This window comes from Sphingomonas arenae, assembly GCF_016924655.1.
Lineage (GTDB): Bacteria > Pseudomonadota > Alphaproteobacteria > Sphingomonadales > Sphingomonadaceae > Sphingomicrobium > Sphingomicrobium arenae.
This window is the reverse complement of sequence record NZ_JAFFJU010000002.1, coordinates 205,325-224,612: the sequence shown is the minus strand read 5'-3', so window position 1 is coordinate 224,612 and position 19,288 is coordinate 205,325. Positions and strand designations below refer to the sequence as shown.

General features: G+C 64.6%; 20 protein-coding genes. 5 read left to right on the top strand and 15 right to left on the bottom strand.

Features of this window, described 5'->3' with window-relative positions; genetic code table 11:
- Positions 1–22: 22 nt before the first annotated feature.
- The 4 genes from JT720_RS07260 to JT720_RS07245 all read right to left on the bottom strand — a co-directional run bounded on the left by JT720_RS07260 (position 23) and on the right by JT720_RS07245 (position 3,828).
- Positions 23–724: a polysaccharide biosynthesis/export family protein gene (locus tag JT720_RS07260; RefSeq protein WP_205480482.1), complete on the bottom strand. Its 702-nt coding sequence runs from the start codon at positions 722–724 to the stop codon at positions 23–25.
- Positions 725–827: 103 nt separating this feature from the next.
- On the bottom strand, positions 828–1,871 hold the full coding sequence (locus tag JT720_RS07255; protein WP_205480480.1) for an SDR family oxidoreductase: 1,044 nt from the start codon (positions 1,869–1,871) through the stop codon (positions 828–830).
- Positions 1,868–2,677, bottom strand: a complete 810-nt coding sequence (locus JT720_RS07250; protein WP_205480479.1) for a metallophosphoesterase family protein — start codon at positions 2,675–2,677, stop codon at positions 1,868–1,870. Before JT720_RS07250 ends, JT720_RS07255 begins: the two co-directional genes overlap by 4 nt.
- 2 nt (positions 2,678–2,679) lie before the next feature.
- Positions 2,680–3,828: a glycosyltransferase family 4 protein gene (locus JT720_RS07245; protein ID WP_205480478.1), complete on the bottom strand. Its 1,149-nt coding sequence runs from the start codon at positions 3,826–3,828 to the stop codon at positions 2,680–2,682.
- 625 nt (positions 3,829–4,453) lie between these two features.
- Between JT720_RS07245 and JT720_RS07240 the strand changes: the two genes are divergently transcribed.
- Complete coding sequence (locus tag JT720_RS07240) at positions 4,454–5,083, top strand: superoxide dismutase family protein (RefSeq protein WP_237219843.1); 630 nt, start codon at positions 4,454–4,456, stop codon at positions 5,081–5,083.
- Between the two features lie 20 nt (positions 5,084–5,103).
- On the opposite strand, the gene JT720_RS07235 is transcribed toward JT720_RS07240, so the two are convergent.
- The 3 genes from JT720_RS07235 to JT720_RS07225 all read right to left on the bottom strand — a co-directional run bounded on the left by JT720_RS07235 (position 5,104) and on the right by JT720_RS07225 (position 7,975).
- Positions 5,104–5,514 (bottom strand): hypothetical protein, encoded by a 411-nt coding sequence (locus tag JT720_RS07235; protein WP_205480477.1) that lies wholly within the window; start codon positions 5,512–5,514, stop codon positions 5,104–5,106.
- A gap of 59 nt (positions 5,515–5,573) precedes the next feature.
- Positions 5,574–6,401, bottom strand: coding sequence for a class I SAM-dependent methyltransferase (locus JT720_RS07230; protein ID WP_205480476.1), 828 nt, complete (start codon positions 6,399–6,401; stop codon positions 5,574–5,576).
- 62 nt (positions 6,402–6,463) lie between these two features.
- Positions 6,464–7,975 (bottom strand): TadA family conjugal transfer-associated ATPase, encoded by a 1,512-nt coding sequence (locus JT720_RS07225; protein ID WP_205480475.1) that lies wholly within the window; start codon positions 7,973–7,975, stop codon positions 6,464–6,466.
- 180 nt (positions 7,976–8,155) lie between these two features.
- On the opposite strand from JT720_RS07225, the gene JT720_RS07220 reads away from it, so the two are divergent.
- A complete protein-coding gene (locus JT720_RS07220) occupies positions 8,156–8,536 on the top strand; it encodes a DUF6265 family protein (RefSeq protein ID WP_205480474.1) in 381 nt (126 codons plus the stop codon).
- A gap of 3 nt (positions 8,537–8,539) precedes the next feature.
- Here JT720_RS07220 and JT720_RS07215 read toward each other — a convergent pair whose 3' ends face one another.
- From JT720_RS07215 to JT720_RS07185, 7 genes are all read right to left on the bottom strand, one after another.
- A complete protein-coding gene (locus tag JT720_RS07215) occupies positions 8,540–8,800 on the bottom strand; it encodes an ATP synthase F1 subunit epsilon (RefSeq protein WP_205480473.1) in 261 nt (86 codons plus the stop codon).
- Positions 8,793–8,981, bottom strand: a complete 189-nt coding sequence (locus JT720_RS07210) for a glutathione S-transferase (protein ID WP_205480471.1) — start codon at positions 8,979–8,981, stop codon at positions 8,793–8,795. Before JT720_RS07210 ends, JT720_RS07215 begins: the two co-directional genes overlap by 8 nt.
- Positions 8,982–8,983: 2 nt before the next feature.
- Positions 8,984–10,459, bottom strand: a complete 1,476-nt coding sequence (gene atpD, locus JT720_RS07205; protein WP_205480469.1) for a F0F1 ATP synthase subunit beta — start codon at positions 10,457–10,459, stop codon at positions 8,984–8,986.
- Positions 10,460–10,486: 27 nt separating this feature from the next.
- Positions 10,487–11,374: a F0F1 ATP synthase subunit gamma gene (locus JT720_RS07200; protein WP_205480467.1), complete on the bottom strand. Its 888-nt coding sequence runs from the start codon at positions 11,372–11,374 to the stop codon at positions 10,487–10,489.
- A 107-nt stretch (positions 11,375–11,481) separates the two neighbouring features.
- Entirely contained in the window at positions 11,482–13,011 is a 1,530-nt protein-coding gene (gene atpA, locus JT720_RS07195; RefSeq protein ID WP_205480465.1) for a F0F1 ATP synthase subunit alpha, read from the bottom strand.
- Positions 13,012–13,013: 2 nt separating this feature from the next.
- Positions 13,014–13,568, bottom strand: coding sequence for a F0F1 ATP synthase subunit delta (locus JT720_RS07190; RefSeq protein WP_205480463.1), 555 nt, complete (start codon positions 13,566–13,568; stop codon positions 13,014–13,016).
- Between the two features lie 114 nt (positions 13,569–13,682).
- Entirely contained in the window at positions 13,683–14,147 is a 465-nt protein-coding gene (locus JT720_RS07185; protein WP_205480461.1) for a GNAT family N-acetyltransferase, read from the bottom strand.
- Between the two features lie 122 nt (positions 14,148–14,269).
- Between JT720_RS07185 and JT720_RS07180 the strand changes: the two genes are divergently transcribed.
- The 3 genes from JT720_RS07180 to JT720_RS07170 are packed head-to-tail and all read left to right on the top strand — an operon-like array spanning position 14,270 to position 17,010.
- Positions 14,270–14,734, top strand: a complete 465-nt coding sequence (locus JT720_RS07180; RefSeq protein ID WP_205480459.1) for a DUF1203 domain-containing protein — start codon at positions 14,270–14,272, stop codon at positions 14,732–14,734.
- A 3-nt stretch (positions 14,735–14,737) separates the two neighbouring features.
- Positions 14,738–15,796, top strand: a complete 1,059-nt coding sequence (gene ada, locus JT720_RS07175; RefSeq protein ID WP_205480457.1) for a bifunctional DNA-binding transcriptional regulator/O6-methylguanine-DNA methyltransferase Ada — start codon at positions 14,738–14,740, stop codon at positions 15,794–15,796.
- Positions 15,793–17,010: a sulfotransferase family protein gene (locus tag JT720_RS07170; RefSeq protein ID WP_205480455.1), complete on the top strand. Its 1,218-nt coding sequence runs from the start codon at positions 15,793–15,795 to the stop codon at positions 17,008–17,010. The genes ada and JT720_RS07170 overlap by 4 nt, the downstream gene beginning before the upstream one ends.
- A 22-nt stretch (positions 17,011–17,032) precedes the next feature.
- Here JT720_RS07170 and JT720_RS07165 read toward each other — a convergent pair whose 3' ends face one another.
- Positions 17,033–19,201 (bottom strand): primosomal protein N', encoded by a 2,169-nt coding sequence (locus tag JT720_RS07165; protein ID WP_205480454.1) that lies wholly within the window; start codon positions 19,199–19,201, stop codon positions 17,033–17,035.
- Positions 19,202–19,288 lie beyond the last annotated feature (87 nt).

Here is a 19,288-nt window from a genome sequence, read left to right as displayed (position 1 = left end):
CATCTTTTGCCCCCTCGCCGGCCTAAAAAGGTCGGAAGATCGACAGGAGCGGGATATTGCTGAGCAGTTGCTTCTGTGCGGCCTTGATGCGCGATCCGTCGATCACGACGATGTCGCCCGCATAGACCGCCGGATCTTCCGACTCGCCGCGCCGGATGCTGGCCAGGTCGAAGGCAGCAGCCTGCCGCTTGCCGCCGATGGTGCGGAAGACCGCCACCCGGCGAGTATTCGCGTCCTCCGCCGTCCCTCCTGCCAGAGCGACGGCCTGCATCAGGGTCAATGGGGCGCTCACCGGGAAGGAGCCAGCCGTGCGAACCGCACCGTCCACGGTGATGCTCCGGCGTGTCGAGGCCTTCACACCAACGCTGATGTCGGGATTCTCAAGGTATTTGGAGCCGAACAGGCCGGTCAGCTTCTGGTCGAGTTCCGCCGTGGTCAACTCGGCCGCTGCGACGCTGCCGATCAGGGGGAGCGAGACTTGGCCTGTGAGGTCGACTTCGTAGTCGCCTGACAGCTCGGGCATCCGAAATACCTTGATCGAGAGCGTATCGAGTGGAGCAATGCGGTAGTTGGCCTCGAGCGGCGCCGGCATCACGCGGTCCGGTTGGGCCAGCGACACGTCATAAGGGATCGGGCCACCGCGCCTGTCCGCGCAGCCGGCCGCGCCTAAAGCTGCAAATGCTGCAACCAGGGCGCAGCCCCGCCCAAAGCGCCCGAGCGCCATCGTCCTTGTCCCTCCCACCGACCGGACGGTAGCAAGGGAGCGTCGGCAGACAAAGATGTGAGCCGCGCTTTTTGGGCAACGCGTCGACAAAAAGCGTTGATGTTCAGCTTGTTTGTATCGTTCGAGCGGACTCGAGATACCACGGCAGTGCGTCTTCGACGCCGTCGCGGATGGCGTGTGTCGGTGCATAGCCGAGCATCCGGACTGCCTTGCCGACGTCCGCTTCCGAATGACGGACGTCGCCCGCCCGGAATTCGGCATGATGCGGTTCGCGCCCATAATGAACCTGCCGCCGTCCGAGCGAGTCGCGCAGGAGACTGAAGAGCTCGTTCAGAGTTGTGCGCTGCCCAACGGCAACGTTGAAGACTTCCCCGAGGGCGGCGTCGGGAGCGACAGCTGCCCGGAGGTTGGCCTGCACGGCATTCGCCACGAAGCAGAAGTCGCGGGAGGTCGATCCATCACCGTTGATGACGATCGGCTCGTCCGCGATCATGGCAGCCGTCCACTTCGGAATGACCGCGGCATAAGGACCGTTGGGGTCCTGCCGGGGTCCGAACACATTGAAATAGCGGAGCCCGATCGCGCGGTAGCCGTAGCTGCGGGCATAGACTGCTGCGTAGATTTCGTTGACGAGCTTGGTCACGGCGTAAGGGGACAGCGGGTTGCCGATGCGCTCTTCCTGCTTGGGAAGGTTCGGCTCGTCGCCGTACGTCGAACTGGAGGCAGCATAGACAAACCGCGGGACGCCAGCGCGACGAGCCGCGTCCAGCATGTTGAGAAAGCCGGTGACGTTGACGTCATGGCTGGTGAGCGGATCGGCGATCGAGCGGGGAACGGACCCGAGTGCCGCTTGGTGGAGCACGATGTCCACGCCGTCGACGGCAAGCTCGCACGCGGCGCGGTCGCGGATATCGCCCTCGATGAAGCGAAAGCGTGCCCAGGCGTCCTCGCCAAGCTTGCCGCGGACTTCCTCGAGGTTCCGGCGGTGCCCGGTCATGAAATTATCGAGGCCGATCACGTGCTGCCCCAGGTCGAGCAGGGCTTCGATCAGGTTGGAGCCGATGAAGCCGGCAGCGCCGGTCACCAGCCACGTGGCCTTCGTTCCGGCGATCTGCCGGGCGAAATCGTTGGGAAGGAGGTGAGTCATGGCGCGGCCGTTTCGACCGGCTTTGCCAAAGGGTCAATCGCCGGCTCGCCCTGCTCCTGCAGAAACCAGCGGTTCGTCCCTTCAATGCCGATCGCGCTCAAGCGACCTGACCGATAGGCGCCCGTATCGATGCCGATGCGGTTTGGGCGCTCGTCGATGTCCTCGCAGATGGTATGGCCGTGAACAACCACGAAACCATGATTTCGCGAATCACTGAGGAAGGGCTCGCGGATCCAGTGCAGATCCTCCTGCGTCTGGTTGTGCAGCGGTACGCCTGGTCGAATGCCGGCGTGAACCATCAGGTAATCGCCGAACCGAAAGGTGTCGGCGAAGCTCTCCAGGAAAGCGGTATGGCTTGGGGGAACCGCCTCCATCACTTGCTCCAGTGCGTGCCGTTCCGGGAGGTCATGGATGCGCGCGGCCGGCAGCCCGTAGCTCGAGAGGGCATCCGCACCGCCATAGTGCAGCCATCGATCAAGCAGGCCGCCTCGCTCACCTCCGAGAACCCGCAACATCACTTCCTCGTGATTGCCGAAGAGAAAGACGGGTTCCAAGGTCGGTGGGCGATAATGCCGCAGGAACTCAAGTACGCCGGCGCTGTCGGGGCCGCGATCCACAAGGTCGCCGAGGAACACGATCAGCGTGCGTGCGGCTGGCCTGCTCGCAGCATCCTCCTCGATGCGTTCGAGGAGATTGCGCAGGAGATCGAGACGTCCGTGCACGTCCCCGATCGCATAGGCGCGGCAGCCGGCTGGCCCTTGGGGCCGCCGCGAGCCGGCTCGACGAGTTCGGAGGAAAGAAAGCATGTTTACGCGTGTGCCCCGGTGGTGATCAGCCGTTGAATGGCATCCCTGTAGACCTGGATTACCTTCGCTTCACTGAATCCCTCTACGACTTTCTCGCGGGCTCGTTGGCCTAGGGCGTCGCGGTCGGCCATCGGAAGAAAGATGAAACGCTCCATCGCCTCCGCGAGGGAAGCCGCGCTCCTGGCCTTGCACAGCAGTCCGTTCACTCCATCCTCTACCAGGGAGCGGTTGCCCGGCACATTCGTGGCGATCAGCGGTTTCGCCATGGCCGCGGCCTCCAGAAGTGATCGCGGGAGCCCCTCGCGATAGGAGGGCAGGACTACGGCATCCGCTGCCGCAAGATGAGGCCGCACGTCCTCCGCAGTCCCGAGATATTCGATCGCGCCTTCGGCAACCCAGCTGTCCAGCTCGGCTCGCGTGATCGCTGTCCGGTTCTCGGCATCGACGAAGCCGAGCAATTGGCTGCGGACATGCGGGTATCGGGCTCGAATGAGCCGGCTTGCCTCCACCAGCTCGCGCACCCCCTTGTCGCCAAGAAGCCTGCCAACAAAGAGAAAACGCGTTGCTGAATCGGGACTCCGGCCGGATCGCGGACGGAAGTAGGCCAGGTCGACCCCCGAGCCAGGAAGGACAATCGCCTGCTCGCTACGCACCATACGCGAGCGGATGAACAGCCGCCGATCCTCCTCATTCTGGAAGAACACACGCGGCACACGACGAAAGGCGAGGGCGTACAGGACGCTGACCACGTGGCGCAGGACACCGCCCTGGATGAAGGCAGTTCCGAGTCCACTGACGTTGGGAAGAGCTGGGATCCTAAGGAGCGAAGCAGCGATCGCTCCATAGATGTTCGGCTTGGGCGTAAACGTCAGCAGCACGTCCGGCCGTTCGCGCTTCATCACCCCGAGGAGGCGAGCGAGCAGCGCGCCTTCCTCCCAAGGCCTAGTGCCCTCCTTGCGCATCGGTACCGTGACGATCCGGCGCGAGGAGGTCTGAAGCCGTATTTCGAGCGCCGGGTTCGGCGGGCCCACTACCGTTACCCTGTGACCTTCAGCCTCGATCGACTCGATCAGCCGCAGGCGGAAATTGGACACGTTCCAGAGATCGTTTGCACACAGCATGATGTGCGCTCGAGCAGGAGGTCGGTCCATGCCGACCTCTTACTCTCTCAACTCGAGCGAGCCAGATGCTGACATCAAGTCCTCCAATGTTTGTTGCGGCATGGCAACGGAGATCAACGAACCGTAAGGATCGTTGATCTACGAGAGTGGATGCGGAAGGCGCCTTGCGATAGACCTCGCACGGTCGACGAAGGGAATGACGGATGCGTTACCTGTCAGCCAGGATTGCAGCAGGAATGGCGGCACTGTCGCTCGGCTTGGCCGCACCGGCGTCGGCAGCTGCGACCGCATCGGTGTCGCCCTGGGTCTTGCTGAGCGCTTCGGCGAGCCCTGCTTCGAGCCGGGAGCTCTGCCGGGAGCGGAACCAGCCGGGTCACGAGAGTCGCCGGGACGATGAGCGCAGGTGCGCCTTGCCGATCGCGGCGGAGGGCGCCGCACACGGCACTCTATATTCGGTGGTGGCTTACAATTCCGTGCCGTTGCTTTCAGGCCTGGCTGCGCTTGCGGGCTTTACAGCCTATCTTCTCGCCACTTCGGACAAGGGTGACTACCTAAAGCCAATCAGCCCCGATTGAGCGCATTACGGCACAAAGGCCGACTTCTGAACCGACGCCCTCCCATGCCGTTTAGGCTGCACGAGAATGGGAGATACGACATGCGGACCATCATGAGCTTGGCGCTGCTCGGCAGTGCGATGACCCTTGCAGCGTGTGAGGCACAGAATCAGGAAGCCGCCGAGGACGTTCTCGCCATGGAGAATGACGGGCAGGCCGTTCCTGCAAACGGCGGCATGGAAGCCATGGGTGCGACCTCGACAGGCGCGGGTGCGCTGCAGACCGCTGCCCTGCGCACCGCCGACGGACAGCAGATCGGAACTGCCAACGTGCGAGGAGAGCTTGGTTCGGTTGTGCTGACCGTGGATGTCAATCGGATGCAGCCCGGAACTTACGGCATGCATGTCCATGCGGTGGGCAAGTGCGAGGGTCCGAAGTTCGAGAGTGCGGGTCCCCACTGGAACCCTGAGAACAAGCAGCACGGCACCCAGAACCCGCAAGGTGCTCATGCCGGGGATCTGGAGAATCTGACGATCGGCCAGAACGGCTCAGGTGGCGCGACCTTGACGCTTAGCGGGATCGAGCTCGACAGTGGGCAGAACCCCCTGCTCGACGCCGACGGTGCAGCCCTGGTCATCCACGCCAAGGCCGACGACTATCGTACCGATCCCAGCGGCAACAGCGGCGACCGCGTGGCTTGCGCCGTTCTTGGTGGAGCCAAGCCGAGCTAGTCCGCTTCACCGCGCTGACGTCAGGCGGGTGCCAGGTCCGACTGGCCATGAGTGGTCGTGAAGGTCCTGCCCGTCTGCTCGTCGAGCCCGCGCGCCGTATAGACATCGAGCGCCGTGGCGCTGCCCACGAAGGCGAGCGCGCCTGCGACCGCACGCGGCTTGTTCGACGATCCGAGGGCCAGAACGAGCGCCCCCAGGTCCAGAGTGTCGCCGATCACGCGGTTCCAGACGTTGGTGCTGACCGCAGGGCCGCGCAGGAGAGCGACACCAGCGGCGATCTCCCTGAGGCCGAATGCGAAGATGGTCTTCCGAGCAGGTCCGTCCTCGTCCAGACCCAGCGCGCGTGCGATGCGGCCGGGCGCAGCGATCTCGAAGGCGCCCAGCCCAATGCTGAAGATTCCCAGACCAAATCCAAGTTTCTTGTAGTTCATGCCAGCTTCTCCTCACGTGGCCTAACGGAGGGAAGAGCGGGCTCGTTCCGACGGGCCGGTCAGTTGCCGGCTGAAGGTACGCCCGCCGGTTTCACGAATTTGAGAGTCATTCGGTCGCTTTCCCCGATCGCCAGATACTTCTCGCGATCTTTATCGCCGAGTTCGAGGGTCGGGGGGAGGGTCCACACGCCCTCCGGGTGGTCGGTCGTATCCTTGGGGTTGGCGTTGATCTCCGACGAGCCGACGAGTTGGAAGCCTGCCTGCTCGGCCAGGCGGCGAACAGTCGATGTCTTGAGATAGCCGCTGGTTTTCTCACGAGCGCTGTCGGCGGCTTCCGGCAGGCGGTGGTCGACGACGCCCAGGGTTCCGCCGGGCTTGAGCATGGCGAAGATCTGCTTGAAGGCGAGCTCGGCGTAGGGCTCTTCGCCCATCATCCAGTTGTGAACGTTGCGGAAGGTCAGGACCACGTCGGCCGTGCCGTCGGGTACTCCAGCGTGGGTCGCGGCTCTGACCGGGAAGACTGCTGTCTTTGCTCGCCCATAAAGCTCCGGCTTGGTCTGCTGGAAGGCGCGAAAGCCGACGAGCCCTCGCTCCGGTGCGGCAGCATAGTAGGTACCACCGCCGGCGGTGACGTAGGGGATCAGGATCTCGCTGTACCATCCGCGACCAGGGAAGATCTCGACCACAGTGTCGGTGGGCTTCACACCGAAGAAGCTGAGCGTCTGGACGGGATTGCGATAGCGGTCGCGGGCAACGTTTGCCGGAGTCCGGCTGGAGGCGCTGGCTGCCTGCTGAAGGGCCGCGCTGTGCGGTGCGGACAACTGGCTTGATGCCGGAGTCGCGCTGACCAGGGTGGCTGTAATCACGAAAGCGGCTCGGCGAAACATGTCAGTCTCCCTGTTGGTGCAAGGAGCCATGACCCGACCGTGCGCGAACGGCAATACCGCCCTTAGAGGCAGGCCTCCAAGTAAGGCTGGTCGAAGCCGAACTGCTTGGCCTTCTCCAGCGTGTACGGGCGCAGGCCCATGGAGCGGTACTCGCCGATGATCTTCCCGTCCGGAGTTTCGTCCAGATACTCGAACTTGAACAACTCCTGCGTGACGATGACCTCGCCTTCCATGCCGATGACTTCGGTGATGTTGGTCGTGCGGCGCGAGCCGTCGCGGAGGCGCTTCACCTGCACGATGAGGTCCACGGAGTCCGCGATCTGTCGGCTGATCGCCTCCTTCGGGATCTTGATGTCGCCCATCATCACCATGTTCTCCATACGCGCCAGGCATTCGCGCGGGCTGTTGGAGTGGAGCGTGGCCATCGAGCCGTCGTGACCCGTGTTCATGGCGGCCAGAAGGTCGAAACATTCCTGGCCACGAATTTCGCCAAGGATGATGCGGTCCGGGCGCATACGAAGCGCGTTGATGACGAGGTCGCGGATGGTGATCGCGCCCTGACCTTCGAGGTTCGGTGGGCGCGTCTCCAATGGCAGCCAGTGCGGCTGCTGCAGCCGCAGTTCGGCCGCGTCCTCGATGGTGATCACGCGCTCGCCGGGGTCAATCATCTTCGACAAGGCGTTCAGCATCGTCGTCTTGCCCGAGCCGGTACCGCCCGAGATGACGATGTTCATCCGGCACGCGCCCGCGATCTTCAGGCAGGTCGCCATCTTCTCCGACATGGATCCATATCCGCGCATCATGTCGAGCGTGATCGGCTTCTCCGAGAACTTACGGATGGAGATGGCGGTGCCGCGAAGCGACAGCGGCGGGATGATGACGTTGACGCGGCTGCCGTCCTGAAGGCGCGCGTCGGCGAGTGGCGTGGTCTGGTCGACGCGGCGGCCGACCTTGTTCACGATCCGCTGCGCAATCTGGAAGAGATGCTCTTCGTCGCGGAACTGGATCTGAGCGAGTTCGAGCTTGCCCTTTCGCTCGACGAAGGTCTGATCGGGGCCGTTGACCATGATGTCGCTGACCGCCGGGTCGGCGAGCAGTTCTTCGAGCGGGCCGAGACCCAGCAGTTCGTCGACCAGCACCTTTTCCAGCGCGAACTGCTCGCGTCGGTTGAGGTTGATCTTCAGTTCGGTGAGCACCTCCGAGATGATCGGCCGGAACTCTTCCGCCAGTTCATCCTTGCCGAGCGTGGCGGCAGCTTCCGGATCGACCCGCTCCAGCAGGCGCGGAAGCACCTGTTCCTTGATGCGGTGGACGCTGGCTTCGAAGCCTTCGGCCTTGCTGCTGCCCTGCTCGCCGCTCGCGTTCATGCGATTGTTGAGGCGATCCATCGCCCCGACGGGCATGCTGGGATCGGCAGATGGGGGGGCGTCTGCGGACGGGGTCAGTTCATCCAGGGGCGGGAATTGCTCGCCGCCTTGCGGTGCGGAAGATGGCCCACCCTTCATCGGCCGGGCCACACCGAAGGATGGCCGCTGACCACCGCTGAGACCACCGCGCTTGCCGAATGCGTTCATACTCACTGTCGTCCCGTTTTCCCGGATGACGTGGTGAATAAGCGGCAAACTTTTAAGAAAACCTAATCCCGGTTACACGTCCGCGGAGACTTGCAAGGGGTGCTGGCGATGGCGCTTGGGTTGGCGGCTATGCTGCTTCTGAATGCTCAGCTGCCTCAACTTCATCCCCAGCCGGGACTCATGCCGGATTGGCTGGCAGGGGCCTGGACGACGCCGGCCCGGGAAGCGGACTGGACCGAGGAGTGGTGGACGACCCCTCGGGCCGGTCTCATGCTCGGAGGCAGCCGGAGCGGAACGGGCGATACCCTCGGCTTCTTCGAACATATGCGTATCGAGCGGTCGGATGCCGGGCTGAAGTTCTGCGCCATGCCGCAGGGAAGAGCCGGTGCCTGCTTCCAATCCGTTGCGGCTAACGAGGGGGAGGTCGCGTTCGAGAATCCCGCGAATGATTACCCAACCCGGATTGTCTATCGGCGCGAACCCTACGGGATCAGTGCTGAGATCAGCGGACCCGACGGGAGCCGTAAGCAGAGATGGACCTTCGTTCCGCGAGCCGAGTGAGGGCTACTCGCCGGCGCTTTCCGCAAGGACGGTCAAGCCGCGGTCGCCAACTTCCGCGAAGCCGCCGCTGACGCGAATGCGTTCGGGCTGCGCTCCTGCGGTTCTATACACGGTCAGATCACCGTCGCGGAGGGTGGTCATGAAGGGTGCGTGGCCGGCCATCACGCCGAACTCACCCTCGCTGCCAGGGACGACGACCATGTGAACGTCGGTCGAAAGGACCTGCCGCTCTGGCGTGACCAGTTCAAACCGCAACTCAGCCATTGCTCTTCTTCTCCATGGCGGCATCGAATGCCCGTGCCGCCGTCTCGAACTGGTCCCGGCAACCGGGGTTGCAGAACCCAACCACGGCGCCTCGATAGAGCGTCAGCGAGTCCGGGCTGACCGGCTTGCCCGACCAGGGGCAAGTCTCGTTGACGCTTTCCTCGAGGCGCAATCGGGTCAAGCTCAGGCAGCCGCCGCCAGCTTCTCAGCCTTGGCGATCGCCTCGTCGATGCCGCCGACCATATAGAAGGCGGCTTCGGGGAGGTGGTCGTACTGGCCGTCCACCACCGCCTTGAAGCTGCGCACCGTCTCTTCCACCGGAACGAACTTGCCCGGAATGCCGGTGAACACTTCGGCGACGTGGAAGGGCTGCGACAGGAAGCGCTGGATCTTGCGAGCGCGAGCGACGGTCAGCTTATCCTCTTCCGACAGCTCGTCCATGCCTAGGATGGCAATGATGTCCTGCAGCGACTTGTAGCGCTGCAGCGTCTCCTGGACGGCACGAGCGGTCTCATAATGCTCCTGGCCGACTACCGACGGGGTCAGCACGCGGCTGGTGGAGTCGAGCGGGTCGACGGCCGGGTAGATGCCGAGCTCCGAAATGGCGCGCGACAGCACGGTGGTGGCGTCGAGGTGGGCGAAAGAGGTAGCCGGGGCCGGGTCGGTCAAGTCGTCCGCCGGCACGTAGATCGCCTGCACCGAGGTGATCGAGCCCTTGTTGGTCGAGGTGATGCGCTCCTGCAGCGCGCCCATGTCGGTCGACAGGGTCGGCTGGTAGCCCACGGCCGAAGGAATACGGCCAAGCAGCGCCGACACTTCCGAACCCGCCTGGGTGAAGCGGAAGATGTTGTCGACGAAGAACAGCACGTCCTGGCCCTCGACATCGCGGAAGTATTCGGCCTGCGTGAGGCCAGACAGGGCGACCCGCGCGCGGGCTCCCGGCGGCTCGTTCATCTGGCCGAACACGAGAGCGACCTTGGAGCCTTCGCTCGTGGGATTGCCGTCCGCGTCCTTGGCGATGACGCCCGCGTCGAGAAACTCGTGATAGAGGTCGTTGCCCTCGCGGGTGCGCTCGCCGACGCCGGCGAACACGGAGGTGCCGCCGTGGCCCTTGGCGATGTTGTTGATCAGCTCCTGGATAAGCACAGTCTTTCCCACCCCGGCGCCGCCGAACAGGCCGATCTTGCCGCCCTTTGCATAGGGGGCGAGGAGGTCGATGACCTTGATGCCGGTGACGAGGATGCTGGTCTCCGTCGACTGGTCGACGAACAGCGGGGCCTCGGCATGGATCGGAGCCGTTTCGGTGTGACCGATCGGGCCGCGCTCGTCGATCGGCTCACCGACCACGTTCATGATGCGGCCGAGGGTCTTGGGGCCGACCGGCACGCGGATCTGCGAGCCGGTGGCGCGAACCGGCTGGCCACGGGTCAGGCCGTCGGTCGAGTCCATCGCAATGGTTCGGACCAGGTTCTCGCCCAGGTGCTGCGCAACCTCGAGGACGAGACGGTTCCCGTTATTCTCGGTTTCTAGCGCGGACAGGATCGGCGGCAGTTCACCGTCGAAGGCGACGTCGACGACGGCGCCGATGACCTGCGCAACGCGCCCGGTCAGGTTGCTGGAGGTGCCCTGGGGGGCGAGGGTGTCGGCGGCGGTGGCCATGGTCTCGTTCCTTGCCTTCTGGATGTCTTAGAGCGCTTCGGCGCCCGAAATGATCTCGACGAGTTCGGTGGTGATCGCGGCCTGGCGCTGGCGGTTGTACTGGATCGACAGGCGGTTGATCATGTCGCCCGCGTTGCGAGTGGCATTGTCCATCGCCGTCATCTGTGAGCCATAGAAGCCCGCCTGGTTTTCCAACAGCGCACGATAGATCTGTATGGCGACGTTGCGCGGTAGAAGGTCGGCGAGGATGGCTTCCTCGTCGGGCTCATACTCGACCGCCGCAGCCGCGACCTTGCCACTGTCGTTGGCGGCAGGTGCGGTCGGCTTAACCGGGATGATCTGTTCAACGGTCGGCTCCTGCAGCAGGACCGAGCGGAAGTTGGAGTAGGCGAGGTGGGCCACGTCGAACTGGCCCGCCTCGAACCGGCTCATGATCTCCGCCGCGATCGCCTGCGCGTCTGTGTAGGCCGGGTTCTTCATCTCGCTGGTGTCGTACTGGCCCGCGATGCGCCCGGGGAAGAAACGCTGCAATACCGGACGGCTCTTCCGCCCGACGATGAAGAACTGGACGTCCTTGCCCTGTGCGATGAGGTCGTCGGCGGCGCGGCGTACCGCACGGACGATGTTGGTGTTGAAGGCGCCCGCCAAACCGCGGTCACTCGCCGCAACGACGATCAGATGCCGCTGGTCGCTGCCCGTGCCGGCGATGAGCTTCGGGCTCTGCGGACCGACGGTGACGCGCGCGGCGAGCGAACTCACCACGTCCGACAGCCGCTGCGAGTAGGGACGGCCGGACTCGGCGTTCGACTGCGCTCGGCGCAGCTTCGCCGCAGCGACCATCTTCATCGCCTTGGTGATCTTCTGCGTCGACTTTACCGAGCCGATGCGAAGCTTGAGGGCTTTAAGCGATGCCATTCCGAACCCTAGTTAACTCGTGATGAGCTGAATTGCGCTCACGCTGAGCTTGTCGAAGCGTTACCACCCACCCTTCGACAAGCTCAGGGAGAGCGCGATTATTCCTCTTACGCGAACTGCTTGCCGAAGTCGGTCAGCGCGCTCTTCAGCGCGGCCGCCGTCTCATCGTCAAGCGCCTTGGTGTCGCGGATCTTGGCGAGCACTTCTGGCTTCTCCGAGCGAAGATAGCTCAGCATGGCAGCTTCGTAGCGCGTAACGTCGCGCACCTCGACCGTGTCGAGGAAGCCCTGCGTACCGGCGTAGATGGACGCGACCTGTTCCTCGACTGGCATCGGCTGGAACTGCGGCTGCTTCAGTAGCTCGGTAAGGCGCGCGCCACGGGCCAGCAGCTTCTGGGTCGAGGCATCGAGGTCCGAGCCGAACTGGGCGAATGCCGCCATCTCGCGATACTGCGCCAGCTCCAGCTTGATCGAGCCCGCGACCTTCTTCATCGCCTTGGTCTGCGCGGCGGAGCCGACGCGGCTGACCGAGAGGCCGACGTTGATGGCCGGACGGATGCCCTGATAGAACAGGTCCGTCTCGAGGAAGATCTGGCCGTCCGTGATCGAGATGACGTTGGTCGGAATGTAGGCCGACACGTCCCCGGCCTGCGTCTCGATGACCGGGAGAGCGGTCAGCGAGCCGTTGCCGTTGGCGTCGTTCATCTTCGCGGCACGCTCGAGCAGGCGGCTGTGGAGATAGAAGACGTCGCCCGGATAGGCTTCGCGGCCCGGGGGACGACGGAGCAGCAGCGACATCTGACGATAGGCGACCGCCTGCTTGGACAGGTCGTCGTAGACGATCACGGCGTGCATGCCGTTGTCGCGGAAATACTCGCCCATGGCGCAGCCGGTGTAGGGTGCGAGGAACTGCAGCGGAGCAGGCTCCGACGCGGTCGCGGCGACGACGATGGAATATTCCATCGCGCCGTTCTCCTCGAGCGCGCGAACGATCTGCGCGACCGTGGAGCGCTTCTGACCGACCGCGACGTAGATGCAATAGAGCTTCTGGCTCTCGTCCGTCCCGGCGTTCGCCTGCTTCTGGTTGATAAACGTGTCGAGCGCGACGGCGGTCTTGCCGGTCTGGCGGTCGCCGATGATCAGCTCGCGCTGGCCGCGGCCAACGGGAACCAGGGCGTCGAGCGCCTTGAGGCCGGTCTGCACCGGCTCGTGCACCGACTTGCGCGGGATGATGCCGGGGGCCTTCACTTCGACGCGGCTGCGCCCCTCGGTGACGATCGGGCCCTTGCCGTCGATCGGATTGCCGAGCGCGTCGACCACGCGGCCGAGCAGCCCGCGGCCGACGGGCACGTCGACGATGGTGCCGGTGCGCTTGGCGGTGGAGCCTTCGCTGATCTCCGAGTCCGAGCCGAAGATCACGACACCGACGTTATCGGCTTCGAGGTTCAAGGCCATGCCCTTGGTGCCATTCTCGAACTCGACCATCTCGCCGGCCTGGACGTTGTCGAGGCCGTAGATGCGCGCGATGCCGTCGCCGACCGACAGCACCTGTCCAACCTCGGAGACCTGCGCGTCGGCGTCGAAGTTCGCGATCTGGTCGCGGATGACGCGGGAGATTTCAGCGGCGCGGATGTCCATGTTCAGCCTTTCATAGCCGTAGCTAGAGTGTTCAACTTCGTGCGGATGGAGGCGTCGATCATCTGGCTTCCGAGCCGGACGACGATACCGCCGAGAATGGAGGGATCGACGCGCGCGTCGATGTTGATGTCCCGACCCACGCGCGCCCCGAGCTGCTGCTTCAGGGCTGCAACCTGGTCATCGTCGAGCGGCCGGGCCGACACGACCTCGGCCGTGGTCTCGCCCCGATGGTCGGACGCCAGCCGCGAGAACAGGCGGATGACCTCCGGCAGCTGCCGCAGCCGCCCGTTGCGCGCGAGCACGCCCAGGAAGTTGGTGGTGGTGCCGTCGAGCTTGAGCGCGGCGGCAGTAGCGGCAACCGCCTTGTGGGCCTCCGCCCGATCGATAAGCGGGGAGGTCGTCACAGCCCGGAGGTCGGGCGAAGTCTCCAACGTTTCGCGGATCGCTCGCAGGCTGCTCGCCACCGCCTCGATCTGCCGCTCGTCGCGGGCCAGTTCAAATAGCGCCGACGCGTAGCGCCCTGCTAAGCTGGCTCGAATGCCGCCGGATGTCTCCACGCGCCCAAAGCTCCGAAAAGATATGCAAAGCGGGGCGCTGCGGCTTGTGAAACCGCTCGCCCCAGCCGGGTTGGCGCGCCCCTAGCAGGGGGTCCGCGGGGATGCAAGGCGGGCTCATAGATCGAGCGCGAGGAATCGCGTGAAAGGCGTTGCCGGATAGCCCCCGAAAGCTCCGCAAATGGTGAAGCCGGCACGGGCATACAGGCGAAGCGCCGGGATGAACTCATCCGTGCTGCCGGTCTCCAGGCTGATGCGCCGGTATCCCCGATCGCGAGCGGTTGCGATCAGGTGATCGAGGATCAAGCGGCCCACCCCCTGGCCAGTTGCGTCCGGATGTGCCCGCATCGACTTGATCTCGCCGTGGGTGGGATCGAGCTGCTTCAATGCGCCGATCCCGACGAGCTGACTGCCATTGCGTGCGGTGAAGACAGATATTGACGGGTCCTCCAGCGCGGCACCGGGGAGGACGTGACATGCGTCCGCCGGGGAGGCAGCCCGCATGGCGGCAACATGCAGGGCTAGAAGCTGCTGCACGTCAGGGCGGGCGAGTTCGCCTTCGTATATCGTCAGGATTTCCATCGGCCTGGGATACCTTCGGGTAGTTCTGGTGACACAGGTGAACATTTCACGGGTTTTGACCGCAAGGTTCGGGAAGGCCTCCTTTGAGCGGCATGGCAGAAGGCCGATGAAAGGAACGACGCATGAGCTACCGGATCGAAGGGCTTGCAGCCCAGCAGTTCGCCCATCTCTATGGGCTGAGTGAAGCGGAGTTATTCTCCAGGGGAGTGCTGCGGGTGACCGCGGATGGGCCCGGCTTCCCGTGCCGGATCACCCTTGAAGAGGCGGAACCGGGAACGCAGCTCCTGCTCCTCAATCATGTGAGCCAGCCTTTGGACACGCCGTTCCGTTCGTCACATGCCATCTACGTGACGGAGGGCGCAGAGGAGGCCGCATCATTCGTGGATGAGCCGCCGCCTGTGATGCGCACCCGAGCGCTGAGCCTCCGTGGATTCGATTACCACGGCATGCTGAAAGCCTGTTTGCTGGCGATGCCCGGTGAGGCCGATCTCCGCATCCGCGACATGCTGAAGGACCAAGATGTTGCAGAGATCCACGCCCACAACGCGGCGGCCGGGTGTTTCTCGGCTCGAATCGTGAGAGACTGAGCCATGGCTATAGCTATCGACGAGCAGCGCGCGTGGGAGGCGTTCGAATCGCGTGACCGATCGTGGGACGGAAGGATCCTGATCGCGGTCCGCAGCACACGGATCTATTGCCGGCCATCCTGCGCAGCGCGCCGGCCCAAGCGGGAGAACGTGCAGTTCTTCGTGGAAGAAGCGGGTGCCCGCGCTGCCGGCTTCCGGCCTTGCCTGCGCTGCAAGCCTGACCAGGTAGCGCGCGACAAGCAGGCGGTCGAGGTCGCAGTTCGGATGATCGAGAGTTCCGAGGATCTTCCGCGGCTGGATCAGCTTGCTGCTGCCGTCGGCTACGCGCCTCATCACTTCCAGCGAATCTTCACCCGTGACCTCGGAATATCCCCAGCGGCTTACGGCCGGGCTATTCGAGTACGGCGCGCGGAAAATGGTCTGCGTGGGGCGGAGCGGGTGACTGATGCAATCTATGATGCGGGCTATTCGGCGCCGAGCCGCTTTTATGAGGACGCTGACCAGCGGCTGGGGATGACGCCATCAGCGTGGCGTGACGGCGGTCGGGGCGAAACGATCCGGTTCGCCGTCGTCGAGAGTGCCCTGGGCCGCATGCTGGTGGCAGCCACGAGGAAGGGCATCTGCCGTTTGTCGTTCGACGAGGACGAGTCCGAGCTTCGCCGCCGATTCCCCCACGCGACGATTGTTGCCGACGACGGCAGCATGGCCACACTGATCGAAGGCGCAATTCGCGCAGTGGAGCAGCCTGCCGCCGCACATGATCTTCCGCTTGATGTCGCCGGGACGGCTTTTCAACAGAAGGTCTGGCAGGAGTTGCGGAAGATCCCGCCAGGGCAGACGCGTTCCTACGCACAGATTGCTGCGGCAGTTGGAGCGCCCGGTGCGGTCCGGGCGACCGGGTCTGCCAACGGGGCCAACAACGTGGCTGTATTGATCCCATGTCACCGGGTCGTCCGCAGCGACGGTTCGCTCGGCGGTTACGCTTATGGTCTCGACCGAAAGCGGCGTCTGCTCGAGGCCGAAACCGTATCGGCACAAGGTTCGTTGCAACTGGCGGATTGAGCAAGCACCTTCCCATCGTTGCCGCCATCAACAAGGCGCTGCATGCGGCCTGGCGTACGGGACGTTGGCAGCCACCCACGTTGAATCCGGACGCCATTGAAGCTTACGCCAGCCGAAAGGAAGGCGTGACCCGCGTGCCGGGGCGCCACTGGCGAGAAGCTTATTCAGTCCTGCTCGACGATCTCGAGCGGCAATCCCAGCTGAGTCCGCTCGGGCGGGTCATCGCGAATGGGCAGATGGTGAAGCTGCTGAGGGGGCGCATCAGGGCTGAACGCCTACTCCTTCGAAAGCCCGAGATTCTGGAGCAGCCCCTCGGAGAGCCCGTAATTATCGTCGGTCAGATGCGATCGGGCACGACGCGGCTGCACCGCCTGCTCTCTTGCGATCCGAACTTCGCGCATACGCGCCTATTCGAAAGCTTGGAGCCGATCCCTTATAGCCGTGGGCATGACCGCAGGCTGCCACTTGGAGCAGCGGTGACGGCCTTTCTGCGGCTGGCAAATCCGGCGACTCAGCGCGTACATCCCACCGGCCCACTGCGACCGGAGGAAGAGTTCGGGTTCAACAGCTTCTCCTTTCATGGGGCGCAGTTCGAGGTTCAGTGGAGCGTTCCGGGCTTCGCGCACCTCTGTGAGGAACGGGACACAGGTTCGGCTTACGCGGAGTTCCGCACACTGGTTCAGATCACGCGTTGGGCCCGCCGCGAGAAGGCGGAGCGACCATGGTTGCTCAAGTGCCCTCAATTCACGGCGGACCTTGAGAGCCTCCTGCAAGTCTTTCCGAACGCTCGCTTTCTGTTTCTTCACCGCCGGTACGCGGACGTCGTGGGATCATCGGCGTCACTCGTGAGGGAGCAGCGGTGCATCCATAGCGAACACGTCGACCCGCACGCGATTGGACGCGAATGGCTGCGCAAGACCCGCTTCCGTGCTGAGCGGGTAGCAAGGTTCCGGGGGGCCAATCCCCAGGTGCCACGGCTGGACGTTGACTTCGATGAGGTCAGCCGAGACTGGCTCAGTCAGATTCGACGCATCTACGCATTTCTGGAAATACCGTTGGCGCCTGAGACCATGAACAGGATGCAGCGCTATGCGGGCCGTGCAACGGCACATCGCGGCCACAGCTACGCGCTGGAGGAGTTCGGGCTGAGCCCGCGGCTGGTTGAGGAAACGCTCGCCCAGTCATCGATCAGCCGGGTCGCGGAACTGGCCTGATTGGGTGCTCTCTGTATCGCGATCACAGGAAGCTGTAGGGGTCGACATCCACCGCCACCCGGACCTTCGCACCCCATTCCACTTTCGATAACCAGTTGCGAATGACGTCCTGCACGTCGAGGCTGCGAGCGGCGTGAACCAGGAGCCGCTGACGGTGGCGGCCCCGCAACATCGCGAGCGGAGCTGGTGCAGGGCCGAAGACCGCCATGCCCTCGACGTGGGGTGCGGCCTGTCCCAAGCGGCGAGCCACGGCTTCGGCCTCCTCACGATCCTCGGACGAGACGATGATTGCTGCCAGCCGGCCGAACGGCGGCATGGCCGCTTCGTGACGGGCCTGTGTCTCGGCCGCGTAGAAGGCCGGCGCGTCCCCGCTGACCAGTGCTTCGATCACGGCTGCGCCAGGATCGTGGGTCTGCACCAGCACGCGACCGGGCTTGTCGCCGCGACCTGCGCGCCCAGCGACCTGGGCGACCTGCTGGAACGTGCGCTCGGCCGCACGCAGGTCTCCGCCCTGCAAGCCCAGATCGGCATCGACCACGCCGACCAGCGTCAGGCTGGGGAAATGATAGCCTTTCGTGACCAGCTGCGTGCCGACGACGATGTCTATGGCTCCCTCTTCCATCTGAGCGACGAACTCGGCAGCCTTGGCCGGCGACCAAATGGTGTCGCTGGTCACGATCGCTGTCCGCGCCTCTGGGAAGATGGCCTGCACCTCGTCCGCGATCCGCTCCACGCCGGGCCCGCATGCGACCAGGCTGTCTTCCTCGCCGCACTCGGGACACAGGCGGGGAGGGGGCATGACGTGGCCGCAATGGTGGCAGGCGAGGCGATGCATCAGCCGATGTTCGACCATCCAGGCCGTGCAGTTGGGGCACTGGAAGCGATGGCCACAGTTTCGACAAAGCGTCAGAGGCGCGAAACCCCGGCGGTTCAGGAACAGAAGGCTCTGCTCGCCAGCCTCCAGGTTCGCCTGGATCTCCGTCACCAGGGTCGGGGCCAGCCAGCGCCCGCGCGGCGGAGGATCCTGCGTCAGGTTCACCGTTCTCATCTGGGGCAGCTGGGCACCGGCGAACCGGCTCTCCAGCTTCACCTCACGGTAGCGCCCGATCTCGACCATGTGGCGCGTCTCGATCGCCGGTGTCGCGGAGGACAGGATCACCGGAATGTCCTCGAACTTGCCCCGCATCACCGCGACGTCGCGGGCATGATACTGGACCCCGTCCTCCTGCTTGAAGGTGGGCTCATGGGCCTCGTCCACCACGATGAGGCCGAGGTTCGCGTAAGGTAGGAAAAGCGCTGAGCGGGCGCCCACGGTGACCTTTGCCTCGCCGCTCGCGATTCCACGCCAGGCGGTCCGGCGTTGGGACGAGCGCAAGCCGGAGTGCCAGGCATTCGGCAAGCAGCCGAATCGGACCTGGAAGCGCTTGAGGAAGGGCTCGGTCAGCGCGATCTCCGGCAGGAGGACCAGCGCCTGCCTTCCTTGCCGCAGGCACTCGGCGATCGCCTCGAAATAGACTTCCGTCTTGCCGGAGCCGGTCACGCCGTCGAGCAGCACGGGATCGAAGCCGCGCCCCACACTGGCGCAGAGTGTGTCGGCCGCACTCCTCTGGTCGGAATTGAGGGTCGGCGGCGCGAAGTCCGGATCGGGACAGTCGAGCGGCTGGTCGGCGTTGACGGCGATCCGCTCCAGTGCGCCGGCTTGGACAAGGCCGCGGAGGACGGCGTCGGTCACCTCTGCGTGCTGCGCGAGTTCCCGGATGGTGCCCTGCCGACCCTGAAGCCTCTCCAGCGCTTGCTGACGCTGAGGTGTGAGCCGGCCCGGCACGAGCCCGGTCGAGCGATACTCGATCAGCTGCCGGGAGCCCTCCAGCGCGGAAGACGAAGGCAGCACCATCCGCAGAACGGCGGGTAGTGGTGCAAGATAATAATCTGCCGTCCACTCGGTCAGTCTGCGTAAGGGAGCGGGGATCGGCGGGACATCGAGCGCCCCGGCTAGTGGGCGTAGGCGATTGTCGCCGACCTCTTCGGTGGGTAGCCGCTCAGCCTCCCACGCGACCCCCACCAGCTGCCGGGGTCCAAGCGGCACCACGACGACACTGCCGGCCTCGACGACCAGGCCGTCCGGGACGCGGTAGTCGAGCGGACCGAGAGCGGCGTTGAGAGTGACGACACGAACGCGGGGGAGGGGCATCGGATCGTCTTTGCGAGCAGGGTAGCGACGAAGCAATCCACGGAGCAGCGCGGTACCTCGTCGAGGCGCATCAGAGGGCTGCCGCGA